The sequence below is a fragment of the Nocardia grenadensis genome, assembly GCF_050942415.1.
GTDB lineage: Bacteria > Actinomycetota > Actinomycetes > Mycobacteriales > Mycobacteriaceae > Nocardia > Nocardia grenadensis.
The window spans coordinates 6042687-6065841 of the sequence record NZ_CP192054.1 but is presented as its reverse complement, the minus strand read 5'-3'; the positions used below and the strand labels follow the sequence as shown (position 1 = coordinate 6065841).

At 69.3% G+C, this 23155-nt stretch carries 21 protein-coding genes and 1 pseudogene; 8 read left to right on the top strand and 14 right to left on the bottom strand.

Annotated features, from left to right (window positions below):
* Positions 1–39: 39 nt before the first annotated feature.
* From ACQPYS_RS27755 to ACQPYS_RS27745, 3 genes are all read right to left on the bottom strand, one after another.
* On the bottom strand, positions 40–522 hold the full coding sequence (locus ACQPYS_RS27755) for a DUF456 domain-containing protein (protein ID WP_433491245.1): 483 nt from the start codon (positions 520–522) through the stop codon (positions 40–42).
* Positions 523–646: 124 nt separating this feature from the next.
* Complete coding sequence (locus ACQPYS_RS27750) at positions 647–847, bottom strand: hypothetical protein (protein WP_433491244.1); 201 nt, start codon at positions 845–847, stop codon at positions 647–649.
* 69 nt (positions 848–916) lie between these two features.
* Positions 917–1057, bottom strand: coding sequence for a hypothetical protein (locus ACQPYS_RS27745; RefSeq protein WP_157107320.1), 141 nt, complete (start codon positions 1055–1057; stop codon positions 917–919).
* Positions 1058–1350: 293 nt separating this feature from the next.
* On the opposite strand from ACQPYS_RS27745, the gene ACQPYS_RS27740 reads away from it, so the two are divergent.
* Both ACQPYS_RS27740 and ACQPYS_RS27735 read left to right on the top strand, forming a co-directional pair.
* Entirely contained in the window at positions 1351–1716 is a 366-nt protein-coding gene (locus ACQPYS_RS27740; RefSeq protein WP_063038490.1) for a DUF4345 family protein, read from the top strand.
* Between the two features lie 1003 nt (positions 1717–2719).
* Positions 2720–4570: a cutinase family protein gene (locus tag ACQPYS_RS27735; protein WP_433491243.1), complete on the top strand. Its 1851-nt coding sequence runs from the start codon at positions 2720–2722 to the stop codon at positions 4568–4570.
* On the opposite strand, the gene ACQPYS_RS27730 is transcribed toward ACQPYS_RS27735, so the two are convergent.
* The gene (locus ACQPYS_RS27730) at positions 4567–4941 is read right to left on the bottom strand and encodes a YdeI/OmpD-associated family protein (RefSeq protein WP_063038484.1); all 375 of its coding nucleotides are present in this window, start codon (positions 4939–4941) and stop codon (positions 4567–4569) included. The two genes, ACQPYS_RS27735 and ACQPYS_RS27730, sit on opposite strands and share 4 nt — an antisense overlap.
* Before the next feature lie 74 nt (positions 4942–5015).
* Complete coding sequence (locus ACQPYS_RS27725; protein ID WP_431939234.1) at positions 5016–5969, bottom strand: helix-turn-helix transcriptional regulator; 954 nt, start codon at positions 5967–5969, stop codon at positions 5016–5018.
* A 94-nt stretch (positions 5970–6063) separates the two neighbouring features.
* Here ACQPYS_RS27725 and ACQPYS_RS27720 point away from each other — a divergent pair, with 94 nt between their 5' ends.
* Positions 6064–6456, top strand: coding sequence for a VOC family protein (locus ACQPYS_RS27720; protein ID WP_063038480.1), 393 nt, complete (start codon positions 6064–6066; stop codon positions 6454–6456).
* A gap of 31 nt (positions 6457–6487) precedes the next feature.
* Here the strand turns inward: ACQPYS_RS27720 and ACQPYS_RS27715 are convergent, their stop codons facing one another.
* Positions 6488–7036: a methylated-DNA--[protein]-cysteine S-methyltransferase gene (locus tag ACQPYS_RS27715; protein WP_433491242.1), complete on the bottom strand. Its 549-nt coding sequence runs from the start codon at positions 7034–7036 to the stop codon at positions 6488–6490.
* A 142-nt stretch (positions 7037–7178) separates the two neighbouring features.
* Here ACQPYS_RS27715 and ACQPYS_RS27710 point away from each other — a divergent pair, with 142 nt between their 5' ends.
* Entirely contained in the window at positions 7179–8279 is a 1101-nt protein-coding gene (locus ACQPYS_RS27710) for a CaiB/BaiF CoA transferase family protein (protein WP_063038476.1), read from the top strand.
* A gap of 144 nt (positions 8280–8423) precedes the next feature.
* Here the strand turns inward: ACQPYS_RS27710 and ACQPYS_RS27705 are convergent, their stop codons facing one another.
* The 3 genes from ACQPYS_RS27705 to ACQPYS_RS27695 all read right to left on the bottom strand — a co-directional run bounded on the left by ACQPYS_RS27705 (position 8424) and on the right by ACQPYS_RS27695 (position 13755).
* Positions 8424–11087: a tetratricopeptide repeat protein gene (locus ACQPYS_RS27705; protein ID WP_433491241.1), complete on the bottom strand. Its 2664-nt coding sequence runs from the start codon at positions 11085–11087 to the stop codon at positions 8424–8426.
* Positions 11088–11377: 290 nt separating this feature from the next.
* Positions 11378–12400, bottom strand: coding sequence for a transporter substrate-binding domain-containing protein (locus ACQPYS_RS27700; RefSeq protein WP_433491240.1), 1023 nt, complete (start codon positions 12398–12400; stop codon positions 11378–11380).
* Positions 12397–13755 carry a hypothetical protein gene (locus ACQPYS_RS27695; RefSeq protein WP_433491239.1) on the bottom strand — a complete coding sequence of 453 codons (1359 nt, stop codon included), beginning with the start codon at positions 13753–13755 and terminating at the stop codon, positions 12397–12399. Before ACQPYS_RS27695 ends, ACQPYS_RS27700 begins: the two co-directional genes overlap by 4 nt.
* A gap of 185 nt (positions 13756–13940) precedes the next feature.
* Here ACQPYS_RS27695 and ACQPYS_RS27690 point away from each other — a divergent pair, with 185 nt between their 5' ends.
* From ACQPYS_RS27690 to ACQPYS_RS27680, 3 genes are read left to right on the top strand one after another with little or no spacing between them, the layout of a single operon-like run.
* Complete coding sequence (locus tag ACQPYS_RS27690) at positions 13941–14696, top strand: NUDIX hydrolase (protein ID WP_084481348.1); 756 nt, start codon at positions 13941–13943, stop codon at positions 14694–14696.
* A 13-nt stretch (positions 14697–14709) separates the two neighbouring features.
* A complete protein-coding gene (locus ACQPYS_RS27685) occupies positions 14710–15393 on the top strand; it encodes a RibD family protein (RefSeq protein ID WP_281179769.1) in 684 nt (227 codons plus the stop codon).
* A gap of 9 nt (positions 15394–15402) precedes the next feature.
* Positions 15403–15858, top strand: a complete 456-nt coding sequence (locus ACQPYS_RS27680; protein ID WP_433491238.1) for a deaminase — start codon at positions 15403–15405, stop codon at positions 15856–15858.
* A gap of 7 nt (positions 15859–15865) precedes the next feature.
* On the opposite strand, the pseudogene dnaE reads toward ACQPYS_RS27680, so the two are convergent.
* Positions 15866–18295 (bottom strand): annotated as a pseudogene (gene dnaE / locus ACQPYS_RS27675) (DNA polymerase III subunit alpha); the annotation flags it as partial.
* A 16-nt stretch (positions 18296–18311) separates the two neighbouring features.
* Here dnaE and ACQPYS_RS27670 point away from each other — a divergent pair.
* Entirely contained in the window at positions 18312–18572 is a 261-nt protein-coding gene (locus ACQPYS_RS27670) for a hypothetical protein (RefSeq protein ID WP_433491237.1), read from the top strand.
* Between the two features lie 60 nt (positions 18573–18632).
* Here the strand turns inward: ACQPYS_RS27670 and ACQPYS_RS27665 are convergent, their stop codons facing one another.
* From ACQPYS_RS27665 to ACQPYS_RS27650, 4 genes are all read right to left on the bottom strand, one after another.
* The gene (locus ACQPYS_RS27665; protein ID WP_433491236.1) at positions 18633–19490 is read right to left on the bottom strand and encodes a hypothetical protein; all 858 of its coding nucleotides are present in this window, start codon (positions 19488–19490) and stop codon (positions 18633–18635) included.
* Between the two features lie 192 nt (positions 19491–19682).
* Positions 19683–20447, bottom strand: coding sequence for an adenylate/guanylate cyclase domain-containing protein (locus ACQPYS_RS27660; protein ID WP_063038577.1), 765 nt, complete (start codon positions 20445–20447; stop codon positions 19683–19685).
* Between the two features lie 564 nt (positions 20448–21011).
* A complete protein-coding gene (locus ACQPYS_RS27655) occupies positions 21012–21779 on the bottom strand; it encodes an ABC transporter permease (protein WP_063038465.1) in 768 nt (255 codons plus the stop codon).
* Positions 21779–22780 (bottom strand): ABC transporter ATP-binding protein, encoded by a 1002-nt coding sequence (locus ACQPYS_RS27650; protein ID WP_433491235.1) that lies wholly within the window; start codon positions 22778–22780, stop codon positions 21779–21781. The genes ACQPYS_RS27655 and ACQPYS_RS27650 overlap by 1 nt, the downstream gene beginning before the upstream one ends.
* Between the last annotated feature and the right edge of the window lie 375 nt (positions 22781–23155).

The following is a 23155-nucleotide window of genomic DNA, read 5'->3' as shown; positions in this document are numbered from 1 at the left end:
CTGCGCGGGGAACACCGATCGCGCGGCGGCGGACGCGGCTCAGGCCGCGATCGCGCCGCCCACCCACACCCCGCTCGCCAGCAACGCGCCCAGCAACTCCACCAGGATCGAGAGGCCGACACCCTTGATGGCGTGTTTGCTCGACACCCACGCCTGCCGCTTGTCGGGGAGCCGCTGTAGTTCCGAGACGTACACGCCGACCACGGAACCCACGAAGAGTCCGAGCACCGGGATCACGAAGAACCCGACTATGCCGGCGAGGCCGCCCAGCAGCAGCGTCCGGTTCGGCACTCCCGCTTCTTTCAGTTTCCGGCCCGGCCAGGTGTACTTCACGACCCCGGAGACGACCAGCAGGACGGTGCTCACCGCCAGTACCGCCCACGCTGTCGTCCCGCCGGTGACGAAGGCCCAGACGGCGATCGCCCCGAAGATCAGGATCACCCCCGGCAGAATCGGCACCACGATGCCGGTGAGGCCGACCAGGATCACCAGGCCGACAACAATTTCTCCCCAAGCGCTCACAGCACCAAAGTAGCCCGGATCGGAGGCGGTCGCCGGTCCGGCGGACGGGGCACCGCCTGTTGCGGACCGGGCGAGAATACCGCCGGCCGCGACGAGTTCGCGCATGCCGGAGGCCGAATGCCGATCAGGACGGATCGCCGGTGGCCAGGATGCGGGCGGTCAGGGCCAGTACACCGGCGCGGTGGCGAGGGGCGCCGAGCATATCGGTGATCTCGGGGCGCATGCCCGCGAAGATCGCCGGCGCCAGGAATTCGGTGTCGGTTTCGGGGATGATCTGCGCGATCAGGTCGGCCCGCAGGGTACGCCCGAAGCCGCGGCGGCCCACCGCGCATTCGAGGCCCGTACCGCGCTCGGCAAAACCATCCTCACCCTCTGAGCTGATAGGTCTCCACTGCTAGACCTCATTGTCCACCCAGTGCGGACTGGCGCCCGACTGACGCACCATGGATAGTGCACGCGGCCCCTTCCCGACCTCGCGACCGAGAGTGCGGATGAGTTCGCCGGTCGTCTCCGTCACAAGGCCGGAACGGTTCACGGGCGGCTCCTCTCGGCGCCGGGAACCGGTGCTCGGGGACTCGCCACGGGTGGCGGGTTGCCGTCCCGAGCGCACCGTAACCGACACCGCCGGTCCGCTCTCCCGCGTCTCGACCGGCCGAGATCATCGACCGTCGTGCTCGGAGCCGCCGAGTTCCGGCCGTCCGGTGGTCGCGCGAGGCGTGTTCGGGGCCGTGGCCGTCCCTCGGTGCCACGGGAGCACGTTTCCGGAAGCCGGGACGGGAGGGGCGGGCGGATGATGGGCCGGCCAGTAAACGAAATGTGGAGGTAGTGATGCGGCCGGTGGTACTGCTGGGGGCAGCAATTCTTTTCGCGGGAATGGGTCTGTACGCGCTCGCCGTACCGGCAAGGCTGACCGCGCCCTTCGATATCGCCGTGACCACTGCGACCGGGCGCTCCGAGGTCCGCGCGGTGTACGGCGGGTTCGGGCTCGCGGTCGCCGGTGCGCTCGGCTGGGCGGCTCTGGCCACCGGGGAACTCGGCCGGGGCGTAGTGCTGGCGGTGGCCGTCGCGCTCGCCGGGATGGCCGCCGGCCGGGTCGTCTCCCGGATACTGGACAGTTCGGTCGCGTTCTATCCCATCTGGTTCTACTTCTGGGTGGAGGCGGTCGCGGCCGCCGCACTGATCGCGGTCGCTTGACGGTTGCGCGGTATATGCCGGGCCGCGGGCCGTCGACCGGCCGGGCGGCGATTACCACTCGGCGCCGACGCCCCCTGCCCGGGTGGCGATCTCAATTCTGGCGTGGCAGGAGTTCGGTGATGGGTGCATCGGCCGGTACGCCGTAGTGGTCGCCCGCCCGGGCCTCGTGATCGGTGGTCGTGCCGGCCGGTCGGCATCGGTGGAGGCGAGTATGTCGAGGGTGCCGGCGCGTGGCGGAAAGGTCCGATAGGACCGGACGCGCCGGCGGTTTACCTCCGAATACACCGGGGAAATCAGGTGATCGGCCACCTGCGCGGCACCGATGCGCGCGAGAGTGGCGGGAGCCATCGTTCCGAGTGCCGAATTCGTTACACATTGCGCCCATCCATTTGCCAATCAGCGGCGAATACAAGATGGATGTGTCATAGCTTCAAGCCATAACTGCTGTTGGGGTGCTATATGAGGTCTCGCCCATCGGCTGTCGGGGGCTTGGGGGAGAGCGCAACCGCAAGAGTCCGAGCGGCCGCTCGGATGGACAACGAAATCAGAGAAAAGAGGATTGACATGGGTCTGCTCGGTGGTCTGCTCGGTCTCGTCGGTGGCGTCGTCACGGGCCTCGCCGGTGTTGTCGGCGCCCTCGGCGCCGCCCTCTTCTGAACCGGTCGCCCTGTCGCCGGATGTGCTCGTGAACACTGCACCTGACGAGTATTTCCGCGCGGGCGAATTCGTTGTGGGGTGCCCGTTCCGGTCCGTCACTGCGCGGTGACTGCCGGGGCGGGTATTCCGGTGTAGCAACTCTTTCCGTGCCGGGACACCGGAAGCGTCCCGGTGCGTTCGCATTCGCTGTGAGGAGTTCAGTTGCTTCTGAGTGTTGTGGGACAGCTCGTCGGCACAGTGCTGGATCTCGTTATCGCGCTACTCGTTCCCTGACCGGCCCGCGCGAGGTCGATTGTCGCGCGGCGCTGTCCGGGGTCGTGCCGTTCTGATCAATTCGGAGGTCTGGATGAGCCGCGCCCGCACGGTATCCGAACGAGTGTCCCGCGCTCTCGCCGGTGCGGTGACGGTGGCGGTTGCCGCGCTCTCGATCGGACCACCCGCGGTCGCCGGAGCCCAGGACGGCGTCGAAGTGGCGCTGGCCGAAGCCGGGGGCTGTCCCGGTTTCTTCGTGCTCGGCGTGCAGGGGACCGGCGAATCCACGCCGAACTCCCCGGTGGCCGCGGATGCCGGACTGCTGTCGCAGGTGCTGGGTCCGTTGACCGAAATATTGAGCGGACCCGCCGTCGGCCGGGCCTATGTTCCCTATCTGGCCGGTTTCGGCGGCGCGCTACCCGGTGCCACCACGGCGCCGTATTCCGTCTCGGCGAGTGAGGGGCTGAGACGGTTGCGCGATATGGCGGCCGACGTCGCCCAGCGCTGTCCGGGTTCCCAGCTGGGACTGATCGGTTACTCGCAGGGCGCGCACGTCGTTTCGATGTTCGCGCGCGAGGTAGGGACCGGCCGAGGCGCGGTGTCGGCCGGTCGGGTCGCCGCCGTGGCACTGCTGGCCGACCCCACCCGTGCCCCCGGGGCGGCGGTGTTCCCCGGACTGCCGGAGGCCGGGCGTCCGGAAGCGGCACCCGGTACCACGGGTGCGGAACTGGGCGCCCTGCCGGAGTTTCCGCAGCATCCCGCGCCGGGCGGCGGTATCGGGCCACTGCGTGATATCGCGCCGGACTTCGGGGAACTCACCGGACGGGTCGCCTCGCTGTGCCTGCCCGGTGACCTCGCCTGCGACGCCCCCGCCGACGCCCCGCTGCTGCACATGGTGGTCAACATCCTCGGCCAGGCCGAACTGCTCCCGTCGGACCCGGCGGCGGCACTGGCATCGATCGGCGACGGTTTCTCCTCGACACTTTCGCGTACCGCGACCGCGGTCGTCACCCACGATCTGCGCGGATACTCCCTGGGCACCCTCTCGCTGACACCTGAGAAACCGCTCGGCGTCCGACTGGCCGAAGCCGCCGACCCGCGCTCGGACAGCGAACCGCAGACCCGCGAAGCGCTGCTGAAACTGGGTACCAGCGCGCTCAACACCCTGCTGGCGATCATCGGAGTCGCCCTCGAACCCGCCGAGGTCGCCGGTATCGCCACTGCGCCCGACCCGCTGACCGGTGTCGAACGGGCCACCGACGCGCTCATCGCCGCCGTGCGCCGCCCGCTACCGCGGCGCACCATGTTCAACCTGGTCAGCAAGATCTTCAACGCGCTCGGCCAACTGAGCGCCGAGAACGCCGAACTCCTCGACCCCGGGCTGTGGCTGCGCTATGCGGATACGGTCCGCAAACACGGCGACTACTTCCACGCCGGCTACACGGCGGACGGCCGTCCCGCCGCCGACCTGGTACTGAAATGGTTCACCGCGGTCGCCGAAGACCTCGCCACCAATCGCATCCCCGAACCGTCCCCAGCGCAACCGGCGCCGGCCGTCCCCGCCCCCGCTGCGCCCGGTCCCGCGCCCGCGCCGCAACAGCCGATACCGGCCCCGCCCGTTCCCGAGCCCGATATCCGCAATGTCGCGGTCGGCACCGTATCACCCGGTACGCGAGGGGCGGCCGACGCCGCCTCCCGACGACCCCTGCACGGCCTCGCTCCGTATCTGCTCGGGCTGGTGCTGTTGGTGGCGGTCTCGGCGGGTGCGTGCGGCGCGATCGGCGTCGCGTATCGGGCGCGCGGTCTGCGGTGGGTGGCGATCGCGGCCCGCGGTACCCGATGCGACGGCCATCGGCGGTCGGCCGGATTCGTCCGGCGGGACCGGGCGCGGGACAGGTCCCGCCAGCGCGGGCCAGGACATCCGCCCACGAGCGGCCGCCCCTAACGGTCCTCCGGCCAGCGCCCGTCTGCCTTCGCCGATTCGATGGCCGCGTATCCCGGCTGCCGCATCCGGCCCGCGGCCGCCAAACTCTCCGCCTTGCCCCGGTTGATCGCCGACCACGGGCTCCTGGGGGTGCGCGGTGAATAACGCTGGAGGTAGTACTCGGCGTCGAAGGCGCGGCGGTGGCTGTCGATCCAGCCGTAGCAGAGGGCGACGTCGAGGGCTTCGGTGATGGTGACAGTGGGGACGGGCGCGTTCTTCTTGGCGATCTTCAACCAGATCTCGGTGGCGGAGGCGTGGTTCGCCGAAAGCCACCTCTCGTAGTCCGCGGCGGCATCGAAGGTGGCGGCTCGGGTGTGGTCGGTAGTGGGCACAGGTGGGCCTCTTCTCGCTGGAGTGTGGTGGTCTGCTTCGATCATCCAGCGATAAGTGCGCACCGAATGAGCAGTTATTTCCGGCCGCCGCCGTAGCGTTCTACCAATTCCGCGCCCAGCGCCGCGAGCTCGCGGCGGACCGAGTCCGGTTCCACGACTTCGACGGTCGCGCCCCAGCCCGCGAGTTGTTCGGCGATCGCCCGTGGCGTGTGCGCGGTGAACCGGACCCGGACCCGGCCGCCGGCCGCGGGCCCGGCGACCTCGCAGTGCCTGCCGTGCCGATCGCGCAGCACCGGCAGCAGCTGTTCGCCGACGAGAACGGTGGCGGAGGTGGACGCGCGGCGCTGTTCCATCTGTTCGACGACCTCGGCCCACAGTGCCGGCAGATCGAGGTCGGCGGGCCGGTGTGCTTCCTGATCGGTGGGTTCGGCGTTCGAGATCCGGTCCACCCGGAAGGTCCGGCGACCGTGCTCGGTCCCGGCCAGCAGGTACCAGACGGTGTCCTTGTCCACCAGGCCCCACGGATCGACCACCCGATCGGTGTGGGTACCGGCGCGGCCCCGGTACCGCAACGTGACCCGGCGGCGTTGCACCACAGCCTGCTGTAACAGTCGCACCGTCTCGGGGAGTTCGCGTTCGGTGCGGCCCCAGCCGGCCGGATCGATCACCACCGCGTCGGCAGCGGCCTCGGCGTCGCCGCGGAAGGTCGCGGGGAGGGCGCGCAACAGTTTGCGCAGGGCCGAGCGCGCCTCGGGTACCGCACCCGCAGACGGGCCGGTGAGCAGGAACAACGCCCGCGCCTCACCTGCGGTCAAACCGCTCAGATCGGTGCGTGCCCCGCCGACCAGCTGCCAGCCGCCGCCGCGTCCCGGCTGTGGATACACCGGGACACCGGCGGTCGAGAGCGCTTCCAGATCACGGCGCGCGGTCGCCACCGAAACCTCCAGTTCGGCCGCGACCTCGGCGGCGGTGACCCGGCCCCGCGTCTGCATGAGCAGCAGGGTGGCCACCAGACGATCAGCTCGCATGGTGCCGATTCTGCCCGGAGAAGTGTTCAGAAGTTGAGCACTTTGCTTGCCACGATGGATTCACCGGCTCGAACCACTACCGAGGAGAACGACCATGCTGCGAGGAATGACCACCGTGAACTTCTACGCCGACGATCTGGCGGCCGCCCGGGACTGGTACACGGAATTTCTCGGGGCGCCGCCCTATTTCGCGGTGCCGGGGTATTACGAGTTCCGTGTCGGCGATTACGAGCACGAATTCGGCCTCATCGACGGCGCGTACCGGCCGGATCGCGCCGAGCCCGGGCCGGGCGGCGCGATCCTGTACTGGCACGTGGACGATTTGGCGGCCACCTACGAGCGGCTGCTGGAACTCGGTGCCACCGCATACGAGCCGATCACCACCCGCGGACCGGGTTTCGTCACCGGCTCGGTGGTGGACCCGTTCGGTAACGTGCTCGGTCTCATGAGCAATGCCCACTACGTGGAGGTGCTCGGCGGGAAATGACGTATCCGGCGTGCTCGCGGCCCGTCTCCGATCAGAACAGGGTCGGTTCGCCGAAACCGGGGGTGCGTTCGATCGCCAGCAGCTTCGATTTCGTATCGATACCGCCCGGCGCCGAGAACCCGTGCAGCGAATGGTCGGCGGCCAGAACGCGGTGGCAGGGCACGATGAGGGGGATCGGATTGCTGCCGAGCGCCCGGCCGACGGCCTGCGCCGCCCCGGCCGCGCCGCAGCTGCGCGCGACCTCCCCGTAGCTGAGCGTATGTCCGGGGTCGATGGCGCGGGTGACCGCGTACACCGCACGGTGGAACTCCGGTGGCCCGGTGAGATCGAGCGGTATCCAGCGTAGGTCGTCGAGATCGCCGTCGAGGTGGGCGCGGATGCGGGCGAGTGCCTCGGCGCGCGGGCCCGTGCTCGGTTCGGGGACCGGGCGGGCGTCGCCCGCGACGCGGAACCCGGCGCCGGGGTCGTAGACGGGGAGGGAGAAGCCGACCACGGCGTCCGCTCGCCAGGCGATGGCACAGCGGCCCATCGCGGTGTCGAAATTCGTCGCGTCCAGCGGCGCGACCGCACTGTGCGGCATACCGACAGTTTGCGCGTACCCACCGACAACCACCGGTCCCGGGGGCGGACCGCACCGACCCCGTGACTCGGAGCCGCTGTTGTCATACTGTCAATATGCCCCGCGGGGCTGACACTGGATCGACGACGAACCGAGGTAGGGCGTGAGTACACCATCCACCGCCACCAAGCAGGGCCCGCTCGCGGGCATTCGCGTGATCGAACTGGCCGGGATCGGGCCCGGGCCGCATGCCGCGTTGCTGCTGGCCGATCTCGGCGCCGATGTGGTGCGGATCCAGCGCGCCGGTCAGCTGCCCGGCGGCGCCGACCGGCCGCAGCTGCGCGGCCGCACGGTCGTGGAGGCCGACCTCAAGGACCCGGCCGATATCGAGAAGGTCCTCGGGCTGGTGGACAAAGCCGACGTCTTCATCGAAGGCTTCCGGCCCGGCGTCACCGAACGGATGGGACTGGGACCCGACGAACTGCTCGAACGCAACCCGCGGCTGGTCTACGGCCGGATGACCGGGTGGGGCCAGGAGGGCCCGCTGTCGAACCGGGCCGGGCACGATATCAACTACATCAGCCTCACCGGCGTCCTGCACGCCATCGGCCGCAAAGGGGAGCGGCCGGTACCCCCGCTGAACATGGTCGGCGATTTCGGCGGCGGCTCCATGTTCCTGGTGTTCGGTATCCTGGCGGCCCTGGTGGAACGCCAGAATTCCGGTAAAGGCCAGGTCATCGATGCCGCCATGGTCGACGGGACGCTGGCGCTGTCGAATATGATCTGGGCCTTCCGCGGTACCGGTGCCTGGTCCTCCGAACGCGGTACGAACCTGCTCGACACCGGTATGGCGTTCTACGACACCTACGAGACCTCCGACGGCAAGTACATGGCCGTCGGCGCGATCGAGCCCCAGTTCTACGCACAGCTGCTGGCCGGCCTGGAAATCGATCCCGAGGGCCTGCCGTTCCAGATGGATCCGGCCGGGCAGGACACGCTGAAGAAGCTGTTCACCGAGAAGTTCCGCAGCAGGACCCGCGACGAATGGGCCGCGATCTTCACCGGCACCGACGCCTGTGTGAGCCCGGTACTCACCTTCGACGAGGCGGGCGCGAACGAACATATCGCCGCGCGCGGTTCGCTCATCGAACTGGATGATGTCACCCAGCACGCCCCGGCGCCCCGATTCTCCCGCACGCCCAACGGTGTGCCCACCCCGCCGCCCACCGAGGCGACCCCGATCGAAACCGTCTGGGCGGACTGAATTCCGCGGGCGGGCCGGTTCGCGCGCCCGCCCGCCACCACGGTCGCGCGGATCGTCCGACCGGTGCGGCTGTCGGCTCGGCGACCGGGTCGACGCCTCACCGGCCCGGTCGGACTCGTGGTCCGGGAAACGTCGGCCGGCGGTTCAGAACCAGGTGTTGGGCCGGATGTAATTGGCCAGATCCACCAGCGCGTAGCGGTGGCGGCGGCCGGGCGCGAAGCGGGCCAGGGTGCGCAGCCCGGATTCGGTGCCGTCGCGTAACGCGTGCTCGGTGAACGCGACCCCCATGAGCGGTGGCCGGGGCCGCCGCGGCGTATTCCCGGCCTGCAACCACGCCAGTGCGCAGCCCAGCACCATCACCCGCAGTTGGACGGCCCGGCGTTCGTCCGGCGGCAGAGCCTCCACGCGGGCCGCCGCCTCACGCAGGGTGGCCTCCGGCAGTTCCGCCACCGGCGCGCTGGTGAGCAGCAGCAGGACCACGGTCATCCGGGCGATGGTGAAATAGCGGGAGGAACCCGGCACCTCGTCCAGCGCGGTGACGGCCTCCCGGTGGCGGCCGGCCGCGGTGAGCAGACGGGCCGAACCGAAAGCCGCGCTCACCAACCCGTGATCGGTGCGCCAGGTGGTGGCATAGAAATTCTCGGCGTAATCGCGCCAGGCGCGGGTCTCGTCCGGTGCCCAGTGCTGGAGCACGAGTTCGGCGGTGGCGGCCAGGGCCAGTTTCGGCGCCAGCTCACCCGGAAGGACCCGCAAGACCGCGTCGAACGCGGAATACGCCTTCTCGTAATCGTTCTCGCGCAAACCGGCAATACCCGTGTACCAGTCGATCCGCCAATCCCGGCGGCCCGTGTTCGGTATGGCGTCGAGCAGATCGGTGGCCTCGGCGGCGCGGTCCAGATCCAGCAGGATGCGGGCCTCGGCCAGGCGCAGTTCGCGTTCCAGGTTCTCCGGGGCCGCGGCCGGGTCCTCGGCCAATCGCTCGCGTATCTCGTACAGTGCGGCCAATGCCTGGTCCGGATCGGATTGCAGTGTGTCGGTCAGCCGGGCGGCGGCCGGTTCGGTGCGGGGCAGCAGCGGGATCGGCAGCGCGGCGGCGATATCGGTGGCCGAGAGCAGGGTGTCGCGGGCGACCCCGTCGGCGTAGGCGTCGGTCTGGCCGATCAGTTGCTCGGCGCCGAACGCGCTGCGCTGTTTACCGAAAACCGTGGACCGGTGTGGCCGCTCCACGCCGGTGTCGGAGGCCAGGATCTCCCGCAACACCCCGGACAGCTGGTCGGCCATGGCCCCGGCGGACGGGAATCGCCGGTCCGGGTCGGTATCGGTGGCGCACAGCAGCAGTCGGTGGAACGACTCGTACCGGGCCAGGATCGGTTCGTCCTCCGGGGCGGGCAGACCGTCGCGGTAGGCGCCGTGTTCGGTCGGCATGTTCAGGGTCAGCACGGCCAGCGTGCGACCCACCGTGTAGATATCGGAAGCCACCGTCGGACCGGTGCGCGCGATCTCGGGTGCCTGGAAACCGCGGGTACCGTACAGGTTCCCGTAGGCCTCGATCGGTGCGACCGCCCCCAGATCGAGCAGTTTGACCTGGTCCTCGGTAACCATGATGTTGTCGGGTTTGAGGTCGTTGTAGGTGAGCCCGGTCGCGTGCAGATAGTCCAGCGCGGGCAGCACCTCCAGGATGTAGGCGATGGCCTGCGCCACCGGGATCCGTTCGGGCCGCTTGTGGTCGTCGAGCATGCTGCGCAGTGAACGGCCGCCCACGTACTCCATCACGATGAATCCGATCGGCTCACCACCGGGCGGTAGGTGTTCGACGAAATTGTGGATCTTCACGATGCCCGGATGGGCGACCTCGGCCAGGAACTCCCGCTCCGCCACGGCCACCGCCTGCGCCTCGATATCGTCCGCGTGCAGCAGTCCCTTCAACACCACCCAGCGGTCGCTGACATTGCGGTCCACGGCGAGATAGATCCAGCCCAGCCCGCCGTGCGCGAGGCAGCCCTGGACCTCGTACTGGCCGGCCACCATATCCCCGGGACTCAGAGTCGGGCGGAAATCGAAGGCGGCGCCGCAATTCGAGCAGATACCGCGTGTGGTGGCCGGCCCGCTCGTGCTCGCCCGGCCCACCGGTTTGCCGCAGCGCCAGCAGAACCGTTTGCCCTCCGCGACCACCGGATCGGCGCGGACCGCGGCGACCGGGTCGGCGGCTTCGACGGGCGGTATCTCGACCAGGCCGGCGACCAGGGTGCGCACCGTGGGCCGGGAACGCACGGTGCGGGTGCTGCGGCCGGTACGCAGCTGGGAACCGCTGCCGCGCCCGGAACTTCCGGTGGACCCCGAACCCGTCCGAGTGCCGGTGCCGGTGGATGCCGCGGCCGCCGCGGTGCCCGGGTATGCGGCGGTACCGGCGACCGCACCGGTCTCCGGGGAGGTGGAGGTCCCCGCACCGGCGGCGGTTTCCGGAGCGGCGGCGGGGTCGGCGGTAACGGTTTCGTGGTCCGCGTCGGCACCGGCGATGCCGGCGCTGCCCGGGCCGCCGACCGGATCGGCGTCGGCAACAGATCCCGCGTATGCGGCCGTGCCCGCAATGGCGGCGGTGCCCGGGAGACCGGCCGTATCCGCGCCGGCGGCGGTTTCCGCGTATGCGGCGGTCCCGGCGACGGCGGCGGTTCCCGGGTTCGCGCCGGGGTCGGCGAGTGCGGTTTCCGGGGGTGCGGCCGCACCGGCGACGCCGGCGGTATCCGATTGCGCAGCGGGATCCGCGCCGGCGGCGGTTTCCGGGTGGCCGCCGGTGCCCGCATCGGCCACGGTTCTCGAATATTCGGCTTCACCTGCGTCGGGTGCCGAGTGCCCGGCCGTACCCGTTCCAGCGGCGTTTTCCGGGGAAGCGGTAGTACTCGCTGCGGTGGTTCCCGAGCCCGCGACGGGCCCGGAAATACTGTGATCGTTACGTACCCGGCCCGCCCCGAGCCGGGTGGCCGCAGTGGGCTGCCCGTCCAGTGGCCGGCGGCGGTCGGCGTCGACGGCGCGGGTCGGTGGCGGCTCCGGGGATGTCCCGGAGCCGGACCGGTCGACCGACTCGTCCGTCGTCACGGTGATCAGTCCCGATAGGTCGGCGGCGGGGGTCCGGGGGAGGGGCCGAGGGCCGAGAGCCACTGGTTGTAGAGGCGGTTCCAGGTACCGTCCGTGCGGATCCGGTCGAGGGTGCCGTTGACGAAACGCACCAGGTCGTCGTCACCTTTGGGGATGCCGATTCCGTACGGCTCTTCACTGATACTCGGACCGACCAATTCGGTGTACGGGTCCTGTTCGGCCAATCCGGCCAGGATCGCGTCGTCGGTACTCACCGCGTCCACCTGCCGCTGCTGCAATACCACCAGACAATCCGCCCAGGTGGGGACGGTGAGAATGGACGCCTTCGGCTGGATCTGGCTGATATGTTCCAGCGAGGTGGTGCCGCGGATCGTGCACACCCGCTTGTTCGCCAGATCTTTCAGGCTCTGGATCCCGGAATTCTGCACGGCCAGCACCCGCTGGTGCGCCTTCAGGTACACGGTGGAGAAGGAGACCCTGGCCAGACGCGCGCAGGTGATGGTCATGGTCTTGACCACCATATCCACCCGGTGCTCGATCAGCGCCGCTTCCCGCTCCTCGGACCCGAGGCTGCGGTACTCGATCTTGTCGGGATCGCCGAACAGGTCCCGGGCCACCTCACGGGCGATATCGGCGTCGAAGCCGACGATCACCCCGCTTTCGGGATCGCGGAAGCTGAACAGGTTGCTGCCGGTGTCCAATCCGACGACCAGCCGGCCGCGGGCCCGGATCCGGTCCAGTACCGGGCCGGTCGCCCCGGGACCGGTGGGGCGCAGGCCGGCGGTGGGATCACCGCAGTTGGTGGGGGCGTCGGGCAGGGGTAGCGGGCCGTCGGCCTTCATCACCGTCGCCTGCGCGGGCAGGGGCGGCTCGGAGTAGTCGCTGTGCGCCACCTCGTGGTGCGGGCCCGGGCCGGTGGCGCACCCGGCCACCAGCAGCGCGGTGCACGCCACCCCGAGCCGCAGCGGCCACGGTCGGCGCGACGGCCGGGGGGCCGTCGGTCGGACCGGGTTTCGCGCAAACCTCATCGATACTCCCGCAGTCTTGGCCAGATGCCGAAGGCGATGTACGCCGCGGCGGCGAAGCCGAGGATCAACGCACCTGGTGCCAGATAGTCGAGTACCCGGGCACTGTGGAAAATATTGCTGCGTAGCGTGTCCCGGGTTTCGGTGATTCCGCTGCCCAGCGCATTGTCCAGGGCTTCCACATGAACGGTAGCGTTCTCGGTGCCCGGTGCGGTGGCGATAGTGGCCGCGCGGGCGAACTCGCCGCGATTGAGTGCCTCGTTCATCCGCTGGTGCGCCGCCAGCCAGTGCAGCAGCGCGGCGCGCGCGTCGACCGTCGCCCGGTCGGTGTGCCCGGCGAGAAGTTCGTTGAGCCGGGTGATGTTGGCATCGAACGCGTGATCGTAGTCGCCGGTGGTGTCGCGGCGCACCAGTTTGAGTGTTTCCGCCGAACGCGCCTGCTGCGCGAGGATCCGGCTCTCGGTGAGCCGGGCGGCGGGCACCGTTCCGTCGGACCGGCCGCTGGACATCGCCACCGATGAAACAGATCCGGCGATCACCGTCCACAACATCAGCGTCAGCAACGCGCCGGAGGCAAGCAGCAGGCCCGGGTTGAAGGTTCGGTGCCACTGCCGGGCCAGCAGGCGTTGCGCCCACACCAGCGCGATCACGGCGACGACGAGCAGCACGATCGCCGACCACGGCGGCCGGACGTGCCGGTCCTGGGCGGTATCGACCGCGGCCGCGCGCCGCACGTACAGCTGTTCGGCGGTCGGCAGCAGCACCGTCTGCATCTCCGACGACGCCTCGCTCAGATAGGCCGCGCCGACCGGATGGCCCACCCGGTTGTTCGCCCGCGCGGTCTCCATCAGTCCCGAGTACACGGGCAGCCCCGACCCGATACCCATCCGCTGCAGCACGTCCTGGGGGTCGTCACCGGACAGTGTCACCAGATCGGCGCCCGCCTCCCCCAGCGCCTGGCTGTAGCGATCACGCACCTGTTCGGGTTCCAGCCCGCCGGAGATGAACGCCGTGGCCGCGGCGGCGTCGGCCACCGAGAGCGCGGTGTAGAGCCGATGTGCCGCGTTCGCATCGGGTTCGGTGTGGGCGAGCAGCACGTCGAGGTCGCGTTGGCGATCGTGCACTGCGCCGGCGGTGATCACCCCCGACCCCAGGGCCAGCACGATCAGCAGGAGTCCTACCCCGACCAGCCGCCCGGGCGAGGACTGGGCGAACAGGCGTAAACGTGCAGGATCCAACCACTTCCAGGCCTGTGCGAGCCCGGGACGGACGAGCCCCGCCCGCCCGGGGGCGGGCGCCGGTTCCGGGTGGGCCGGGTCGGGTTCGGATACCACCCGATCCACCGCCAACCGCGTCATGTCCACCCTCCAACTCTGGGCGCCGTGTGCGCTGTATCGCTCCGCCGGTGCCGCGCGAGATCGCTCACACCGCTGCCATGAGCGTATTCGGTATTGTCTACGCGCGCGCCCCGACCTCCACAACATGCCACCCACCACCACGGGTGGGGCAGGATGGAGGCAACGGTCGACGAGGGCGGTGCGAGATGCGTGGTGACGGTGACGGGTGGTCCATAAGCCCCGGTGGTGTGCGGCACTGGGGGCTGTTCGGGGCGGCCGGTTTGCTGCTGCGCGCCCCGCTCGGCGGCGGTGGTTCGGCGGTGCTGCTGCAGCATCGCGCGCTGTGGAGTCACGAGGGCGGGACCTGGGCGCTGCCCGGCGGGGCCCGCGACAGCGACGAGTCGGCGGTGCACGCGGCGGTCCGCGAAGCGGACGAGGAGGCCGGGATCAAGGCCGCGGATATCCGGGTGCGCGCCGAACGGGTCACCGCCACCGCCCCGAGCGGCTGGACCTATACGACGGTGATCGCCGATGCCGGCAAACCGCTACCGGTGCGCCCGAACATGGAGAGTGTGGAGCTGGCCTGGGTACCGGAGGACGAGGTCGATCGGCGTCCGCTGCACGCCGGGTTCGCGCACGCGTGGCCCGGGTTGCGGGCCACGTTCGCCTGGATGGACCCGGGTGAGTGCCCGGCGGCGGATGCGGTGGAGCTGGCCGCGACCCTGCCGCGCACGGTCGACCTGGGTGCGGAGTTCGTCTGGTTGCACGCCGAACCCGAGGGGCCCGGCGACCGTGCGGTCCTGCTGAACCCCCCGTATCCGCCGGAGAGTCCGGAACCGAGCGGGTCCCCGAATCCGGCCGGCGAGGCGGACGATCCGGGCGCGGGGCTCGGTGGGGTCGCGCACCCGGAGGCCCGGGTGCTGGGGATTCCGCGCAGCGCGGTGCTGGGATGGGAGCGCTGAGTTGGGAAACGGCGTGGACGCAGCCGCGCGGCCGTATGTGCTGCTATCGGTCGCGATGAGTATCGACGGCTATATCGACGATACGGAGCCCGAACGCCTGCTGCTGTCCAATGATGCCGATTTCGACCGGGTGGACGGTATCCGTGCGTGGTCGGACGCGATTCTCGTAGGTGCCGAGACACTGCGGCGCGATAATCCGCGGCTGCTCGTACGCGATGAATCGCGGCGCGCGCAACGGATCGCCGCGGGCCGGCCGGAGTATCCCCGCAAGGTGACGGTGACCGCGCGCGGTGAACTGGATCCGGCGGCACGCTTCTGGCACTGCGGTACCGCCGAGCACCCCCCGCTCGTCTACACCACCGACGCGGGCGCCCGGCGGCTGCGCGACCGGTTGACCACCCCGGCCGAGATCGTGGCCCTGGGCTCGGAAATCGAATTCCGGCCGTTGCTGGACGATCTCGGTGCCCGCGGGGTCGGGCGATTGATGGTGGAGGGCGGCGGCCGGATCCACACCGCTTTCCTGGCCGCCGGATTGGCCGACGAACTGCTGCTCGCGATCGGGCCCACGCTCGTCGGCGATCCCGCCGCGCCGCGTTTCCTGCATACCGCGCGGTTTCCGGGCGGTTCCACCCATCGGATGCGCCTGGTGGAGGTCGAGCGTCTCGGCGATGTGGCAGTGTTGCGATATCGACCTTAGGAGGCTTCGGTGCCCGAACCCGACCACCACTATTGGATGAACCGGGCGATCGATCTCTCGCGGCGGAGTCCGCAGGCACCCGGCGCTTTCTCGGTGGGCGCCGTGCTCGTCGCCGACGGCACCGAGATAGCCACCGGCTATTCGCGGGAAACCGATCCGAAAGCGCACGCCGAGGAATCCGCGCTGGACAAACTGAATCCGCACGATCCGCGGCTGCGGCACGCCACCCTCTACAGCACCCTGGAGCCCTGTTCGGAGCGGGCGACCAGAACGCGGCTGCCCTGTACCGATCGCGTGCTCGCCGCCGGTATCCCGGTGGTGGTGATCGCGTGGCGCGAACCGTCCACATTCGTCGAGAACTGTGTGGGAGTGGAGAAGTTGCGCGAGCACGGGGTGCGGGTACTCGAACTACCCGAACTGGCCGAGGCCGCCATGGCGGTGAACCGCCATCTCGATCTGTCCTGACGTCCGTTCAGCGCAGACAACCCGGTCCGAACAGCGCTTTCAGCTCACCCATCAGCGCGGGCGAGGGGGTGATCCGGAAGCGGGGGTCCAGCGCCAGCAGCCGGGGACCGCGCGCGCCGATGAGGTCGACGCGCAGGTCGGTGGGGCCGGGATGGCGCTGCAGGGTCTCGCGCAGGGACCGGACCGAGTGCGGGGTACAGGCCGCCACCGGCAGGGTGAGGGTGAGCGGCCGTCCGGCGGTACCGGCGGTGAGGTCCGGTGCCGTCACCTGATCACCCTGCAGCGACCGGCGCCCGTCGCGGACGCTGACCGTCGCGGTGATGACCACGATCGCGTCCTCGGTGAGATGGCCGGCGGCGGTGGCATGGGCGGCGGGGAAGAACAGGATCTCGGCGCCGGCCTCCAGATCCTCCAGGCGTACGACCGCCCAGGGCTCGCCCTTCCTGGTGACGCGCCGGTCGACGGCGGCGATGATGCCGGCCAGCCGCACCCGGCGGCCGTGTGGGACGCGACAGTCGTGCAGGGCGGCGAGCGGGGTGTCACCGGCGGCGCTCAGCGCGGCGGCGATATCGTCGAGCGGATGCCCGGAGACATAGAGCCCGAGCATCTCCCGTTCGTAACTCAATCGCTCGCGGGTTTCCCATTCCTCGTCGGGGACGGGTACCTCGAAAACGGAGGTGTTCGCCGCGGAGTCGGCGGTATCGCCGGAGAAGAGGTCGAATTGTCCGCGTGCCGCGGCTTTCTTGGTGACCGTCACCGCGTCGATCGCTTCGCTGTGGATCGTGTACAGACCTTTGCGGGGATGACCGAGGGATTCGAAGGCGCCCGCTTTGACCAGTGATTCGACCACCTTCTTGGCGCAGGCCACACTGTCGGTTTTCGTCAGGTAGTCGGAGAAGCAGTTGAACGCACCGGCCGACTCCCGTGCCCGGATCACCGCCCGCACCACTGGTTCACCGACATTGCGGACCGCGCCCAGGCCGAACCGGATATCGGGCCCGACGCTGGTGAACGTGGCCGCCGACTGGTTCACATCCGGTGGTAGCACTCGAATCCCACGTTTGCGGCAGTCGGCCAGGTAGATCGCCGATTTGTCCTTGTCGTCACCGACCGAGGTGAGCAGCGCGGCCATGAACTCCGCCGGATAGTTGGCCTTCAGATAGGCGGTCCAGTACATCACCAGGCTGTAACCGGCGGCGTGCGATTTGTTGTAGGCGTAGCCGGCGAACGGCAGCACCGCTTCCCACAGTGCCGTCACCGCCGCGTCGCTGTAGCCGTTGCCGCGCATACCGTCCCGGAAGTTCTCGAATCCCATGGCCAGCACTTCGGGTTTCTTCTTGCCCATCGCCCGGCGCAGCAGATCGGCCTGGCCCAGGGAGTATCCGGCGACCTGCTGCGCTATCTGCATGATCTGCTCCTGATAGACGATCAGCGCGTAGGTTTCGGCGAGGACGGCACGCAGGGCTTCGTCGAGTTCGGGATGGATCGGAGTCACCGCTTCCCGCCCGTTCTTACGATCGGCGTAGGACCAGTGCGCCCCCACACCCATCGGCCCCGGCCGGTAGAGGGCGTTGGAGGCCACCAGATCGTTGAACTCGGTGGGAGCCATCCGCAGCAGCAGCTCCCGCATACCGGCCGAGTCCATCTGGAACACCCCGAGGTTGTCGCCGCGCGCCAGCATGGCGTAGGTGGGTTCGTCGTCGAGGGCGAGGGTGTCCAGGTCGATCTCGATCCCGCGGTTACCGCGGATATTGTCGAGGCAGTCGCCGATCACGGTGAGGGTGCGCAGGCCCAGGAAATCCATTTTCAGCAGGCCGACGGCCTCACACGACGGGTAGTCCCAGCCGGTGATGATCGCCCCGTCCTGCGGGCGCTTCCACAGCGGCACGATATCGAGCAGCGGTTCACTGGACAGGATCACCGCGCAGGCGTGGACCCCGGCGCCGCGGACCATTCCCTCGAGTCCGACCGCGGTGTCGTAGATGCGGCGCATATCCGGTTCGGCCTCGATGAGTGCCCGCACCTCCGCGGCCTCCCCGTAGCGTTCGTGGCCGGGATCGGTGATCCCGGCCACCGGGATGTCCTTGGCCGCCACCGCGGGCGGCAGCGCCTTGGTGAGCCGGTCGGCGAGCGCGAACCCGGGCTGGCCGAACTGGACGCGGGCGGCGTCCTTGATGGCCGCTTTGGTCTTGATGGTGCCGAAGGTGATCACCTGGGCGACCTTGTCCGCGCCCCAGCGTTCGGTGGCGTAGCGGATCATCTCGCCGCGGCGGCGGTCGTCGAAATCGATATCGATATCGGGCGCCGACGGGCGTTCGGGGTTGAGGAACCGTTCGAACAGCAGTCCGTGCTCGATGGGGTCGATATTGGTGATCGCCAGCGCGTAGGCCACCAGCGACCCTGCCGCCGAACCACGGGTCGCGCCCGGCCGCGGGCCGGCGCCGATCAAGATGGTGATCGAGCATATCGCCGATTCGGACACCCTCGCGACCTTCAGCGCCGAGGGTTTCGAATCCCCGTGGCATCCGCATATCCGCCGGGTGCCCATCGTCGACCCGACTCCCGCCTATCCACACGCGCTGTTGTGGGACCGGACCGACCCGCATCCCGGTATCGCGGATCTGGTCGCCTATTTCCGCGCCAACTACAACTGCGATATCGCGTGCGACTGCTGGATCCCGGAGATCGACCGGCCCCTGTTCGTATCCGCGTAGTGGACGGGCACACCGCGTTTTCCGCGCCGCTCGAAGCCTCGGGCGGCAGCTCGGCGGCGTTCAGCGCTGGATCAGGAGGGCGGTCGGGTTGAGTATGTTCCACTCGCCGTTCGACATGACATCGGATTCGATCGCGTCATAGCCGCGCAGGGCGCCGTATTGGCCGATATCACCGAATGTCAGCGCCTTGTCCAGCAATGCGAAGTGGCGAGCCCGGCCCTCGTCCGTGGAGTTCGTGATCTCGCTCGCGGCCCGTGTTTCACGCTCGACCTGCCCCAGGACGCGGGTGATCTCGGATCTGATTTCGCGGTACTTGACTACTCTGGCCTCGGGGTGGAGAGCCATCCGCATCAGACGGGTGGGCTCTACAGTTATGCGGTCGGGGTGCGTGTACGACAGCGCGACTTCTTCCAGCGACGTGACATAGAGTCCGTTTCCGGTGGTGCCGCCGCCGGATCGCAGCGATCCGGAGAGGAAGGCTTCCAGGTAGCTGTCCTCCTCGAAACCTCGGAAGAGTCTCGGCCTGTCCTTGGTGACCACCGCGTCGATCTCTTCCCGGGCGGCGAAAGTGTAACGGCCGTTGAATCCTTGTAGTCGCTGGATCTCCTCGAACACCGGAGAAGATCCCAAGGCCCCGGTTCCTTTCGGCTGCCGCAGTGCTGTGTAGTCCACTTCGTCGATCAGGTCGCGGCCCGGTACGTAGGTCGAAGGCCGCGCGACGGGGATGAACTCGCCAGCGGGTGTGACAGTCGGATCCGGTATATGTGCGGCAGATGCCTTCTCGAACCTGTCGGCGGCCTCGGTGAGGTGACCGCTGGCTCGCTCCGGGAACGCGGCGATCGCCGGGCCGCTGTCCCTGGCGGTCGTACGGAGCATCTCGCGCACACTTCGCCACACTTCATCCAGACCCCGGTCCACAATGTCACTGTGCCCTACCGGGCACTCGCCGTGCACCGCACAGTCGGTCGGTCCGGCTTCCGGAGACGCGCTCGGCTGCCCTGCTGATCGCCCACGTCATCCCCATCTGGCCGGGCGACCCTACCCGGGTGCACCACCATGGGCGACCCTCCCGGCCGTCGCCTGTCGGTGGCGCCGCGGGGACGCGAGCGGTCAGGCCGAGCTGATCCGATAGATGCGCAGATCCTCGGGAACCCCGCTCAGGGGCGCGGCGAAGAAACTGCGGCGGTAGGGGCGGGCGATCTGCCCCAACTCGGCCAGGGTCTCGGGCTGCAGCGCGGTCAGCGTGGTGTGGGAGACCATCATCTTGCCGTTGCCGCCGGCCTCCATCACCCGCGCGGCGATGGTGACGTCCACTCCCAGCCAGTCGCCGCCGATCTCCCGCGGTGAACCGGTGTGCAGGCCGATCCGCATCCGGGGCCGGTAGTCGCCCCGGGTCACCTCGGCCAGATTGCGTTTCGCGGCGATCGCGGCCTGTACGGCCCGATCGGCGGAGGGGAACACCGCCATGACGCCGTCACCCATCCGTTTCACCACCTGACCGCCGCGTTCGGCGATGGGGGGTTCGATGGCCTTGGCCACCTTGCGCAGCAGGTCCAGGGTGGCTTCGTCGCCCGCGGTGAGCGACCACGAGGAGAAGGACACCAGATCGGTGAACATCACCGTCATCTCCTCGGTGCCCTTACCGCGGCCGAGGCGTTCGAGCATCGCCTGCCAGACCTGCAGCGCACCGAACCCGATCTCGCGGGCGGCGCTGGGGTTGTCGCCGACCAGCCGGTCCGCGGCTCGTGCCACGGCGCGGGCGCCGCCGGGACCGGTGACCGAGAGTGGGTCCCCGAAGGCGGGATCGCCGGGCAATTGGTGCCGGGCCCGCCGCAGGACCTCGATCACATCCGGTCGCTGGTTGGCGGCGTTCATCAGGGTCGACAGCGGATGGACACGGCGTACCGAGCCGACCGCGGCGCCGTTCTCGGGCGCCGGGCCGACCGTCGGCTCGTCGCTGGTCGCGCGAGCGGCGCCCGGCGCGGTGGCGCTGTCGACCTCCGGCTCCGGTACGGCACGGCCGGAGGGCTTTTGGTTCACGCCCCGAGAGTAGCTCAGGGAATCGGACGTGAGGGGAACGCTGAGGATAGTCACCTGTCGCCTCTCTATCGGAGGAATGCGGCACGCCGTTGGGTCCGCCGATGGAAAACGTTCGGTGCCTGCCCCCGATCGTAGCGACGACCGGCGGGCTGCCGGTGAACGCTTGGTTACAGATATTTGGCAAGTCGCGAAGAGTCCGCCCGGCCACCGCCGGTGACCACGCGGGACAACCGCACTGTGTGATGACGACCACCGGCCCGGTGCAATGCGCACCGGGCCGGTGGTAAGTGCACTCCGACGACCGGGCAGTGGCCGCCGGCGTGCGGGGCGCGCGATCCTCCCGACAAGGCCGCGCTACCCCATACCCGAGCGGCGAGGGAAGCGGCTCGGGCGATTCGGTCAGGCGTCGCGCTGGTTGACAACCACCAGGGCGACACCGGTGACGAGTGCGACGAAGGCGATGAAGTAGACGAGACTGCCCCATACGCCCCAGTGCCAGTTGCCCGACGCCATCGACTCGTCCATCAGCGCGAAGCGGCTCGCATTCTGGAACGGCAGGAACGCGCTGATCTCACGTCCCACTTTACCCAGTGCGCCGACCAGCGGTTCGATGATCAGCTGCCAGAGCACGATCAACGAGATCGCCGCCGCCGACTGCCGGACCAGCACACCGATGGCGATGGCCAGCACCACGTTGAGGAAGGCCAGGACCGGTATCGAGTACAGGGCACGCCAGTTGCCCTCCAGGATCAGGGTGGAGCCGGCGTCCCCGGCGACCGCCTTGGCCACCGCGTACGCGGCGAAGGCCAGCACCGTGGTCAACGCGGCCGCGTAGAGGCCGACCAGGCCCGCTTTGGTACCGATCACCAGGCTGCGGTTGGGCACGGCCTGGAAGGTGGTCCGGATGATGCCGAACCGGTACTCGCTGGTCACGGTGAGTGTGGCCATGATGGCCAGCACCATCACCCCGAACCCGCTGATCCCGAGGAAGGCGGTGTCCACGGTGAGTGTGGGGGCGCCCGAGGCCTGCGGGTCGTCGGCGGCGATCCGCCCGATCAGCCCGAACAGTGCGGCGAAACCGACCGCGAGGGCCACCACGATCAGCGAGCACCACCACGGCGAGCGGGTCGAGGTGAGTTTGATGCGTTCCGCGGCGATCACACCCATTACTTGGTACCTCCGAGAACCTTGGTCTCGACCGGCTGGGCCGGGACGGCCGCCGGTGGGGCCGCCGCGACATCGCCCTGCGGGCCGACCTCACCGTGATACTGGACATCCCCGCCGGTCATCCGCATGAACGCCTCCTCCAGCGAGCCCCGCTGCGGGGCGAGCTCGTAGAGGGTGATGTCGTGCTCACCGGCCAGTGCGCCGACCGCGTCGCTGGTGACCCCGTTGACCACGAGTGCCGCGCCGTCGGCGTTGCCCTCGTTCTGTTTCACTGTCATCCCCTTGGAGGTGAGCAGGCTGCGCAGCTCGTCCAGCTGCGGGCTCCGTACCCGCACCGACGACTCCGACGCGCGTTCGATGAACTCCGCGGTGGTGGAATCGGAGATGAGCCGGCCGCGGCCGATGACCACCAGATGGTCGGCGGTCTGCGACATCTCCGAGAGCAGATGACTCGACACCAGGACCGTGCGGCCCTCCGCGGCCAGACGCTGCATGAACCGCCGGATCCAGAGGATGCCCTCCGGGTCCAGGCCGTTGACCGGCTCGTCGAAGAGCAGGACCTTCGGATCACCCAGCAGGGCGCCCGCCAGGCCGAGTCGCTGCGACATACCCAGGGAGAACCCGCCGGCCGATTTCCCGGCCACCTCGGACAGGCCCACCAGCCGCAGTACCTCCTCCACCCGGGATTTCGGCAACCCGTTGGAGGCTGCCATCCATTCCAGATGGGCTCGGGCCGACCGGTTGGGATGCACCCATTTCGCGTCCAGCAGCGCGCCGACTTCACGTAATGGATGCTTCAGCTGCCCGTACGGTCTGCCGTCGATGAGCGCGATACCCGCGGTGGGGCGATCCAGGCCGAGGATCATGCGCATAGTGGTGGATTTACCGGCGCCGTTCGGTCCCAGGAACCCGGTGACCTGACCGGGTTGCACGGTGAAGGTCAGGTCCTGGACCGCGACGGTCTGCCCGTAGTGCTTGGTCAAGCCCCGGACTTCGATCATGCGACCAGCATGCCCTAAACACGGGGCGCTCGCGTCGCCCGATGGTCGCCATCCGCTCTCATCCTGGAGGATGACCACCGCCCTGTCCTGTGGGTAAAAGTCCGTACGGGTAGGTCCATGAGCTGGATAGACGTCCGTTGGTGAGCTGTGTCGACCCGCTCCGAACCGGCCGGGGAGAGGGAGCGACGGCTACCGGCGCCGCCTGGGCCTCTCGGCACGGCGGTGAGCGAAATCAGGCGGTGAGCTCGAGCGTGATGGCGGTGAAACCCGTATCGGCTTCGGGTGACGGCCGATTTCGCGGAAACCCAGGCGGGCGTAAAAGGCGCGAGCTGCGGTGTTGAGTTCGAAGACGTCGAGGGTCACGCTGTCGTGGAG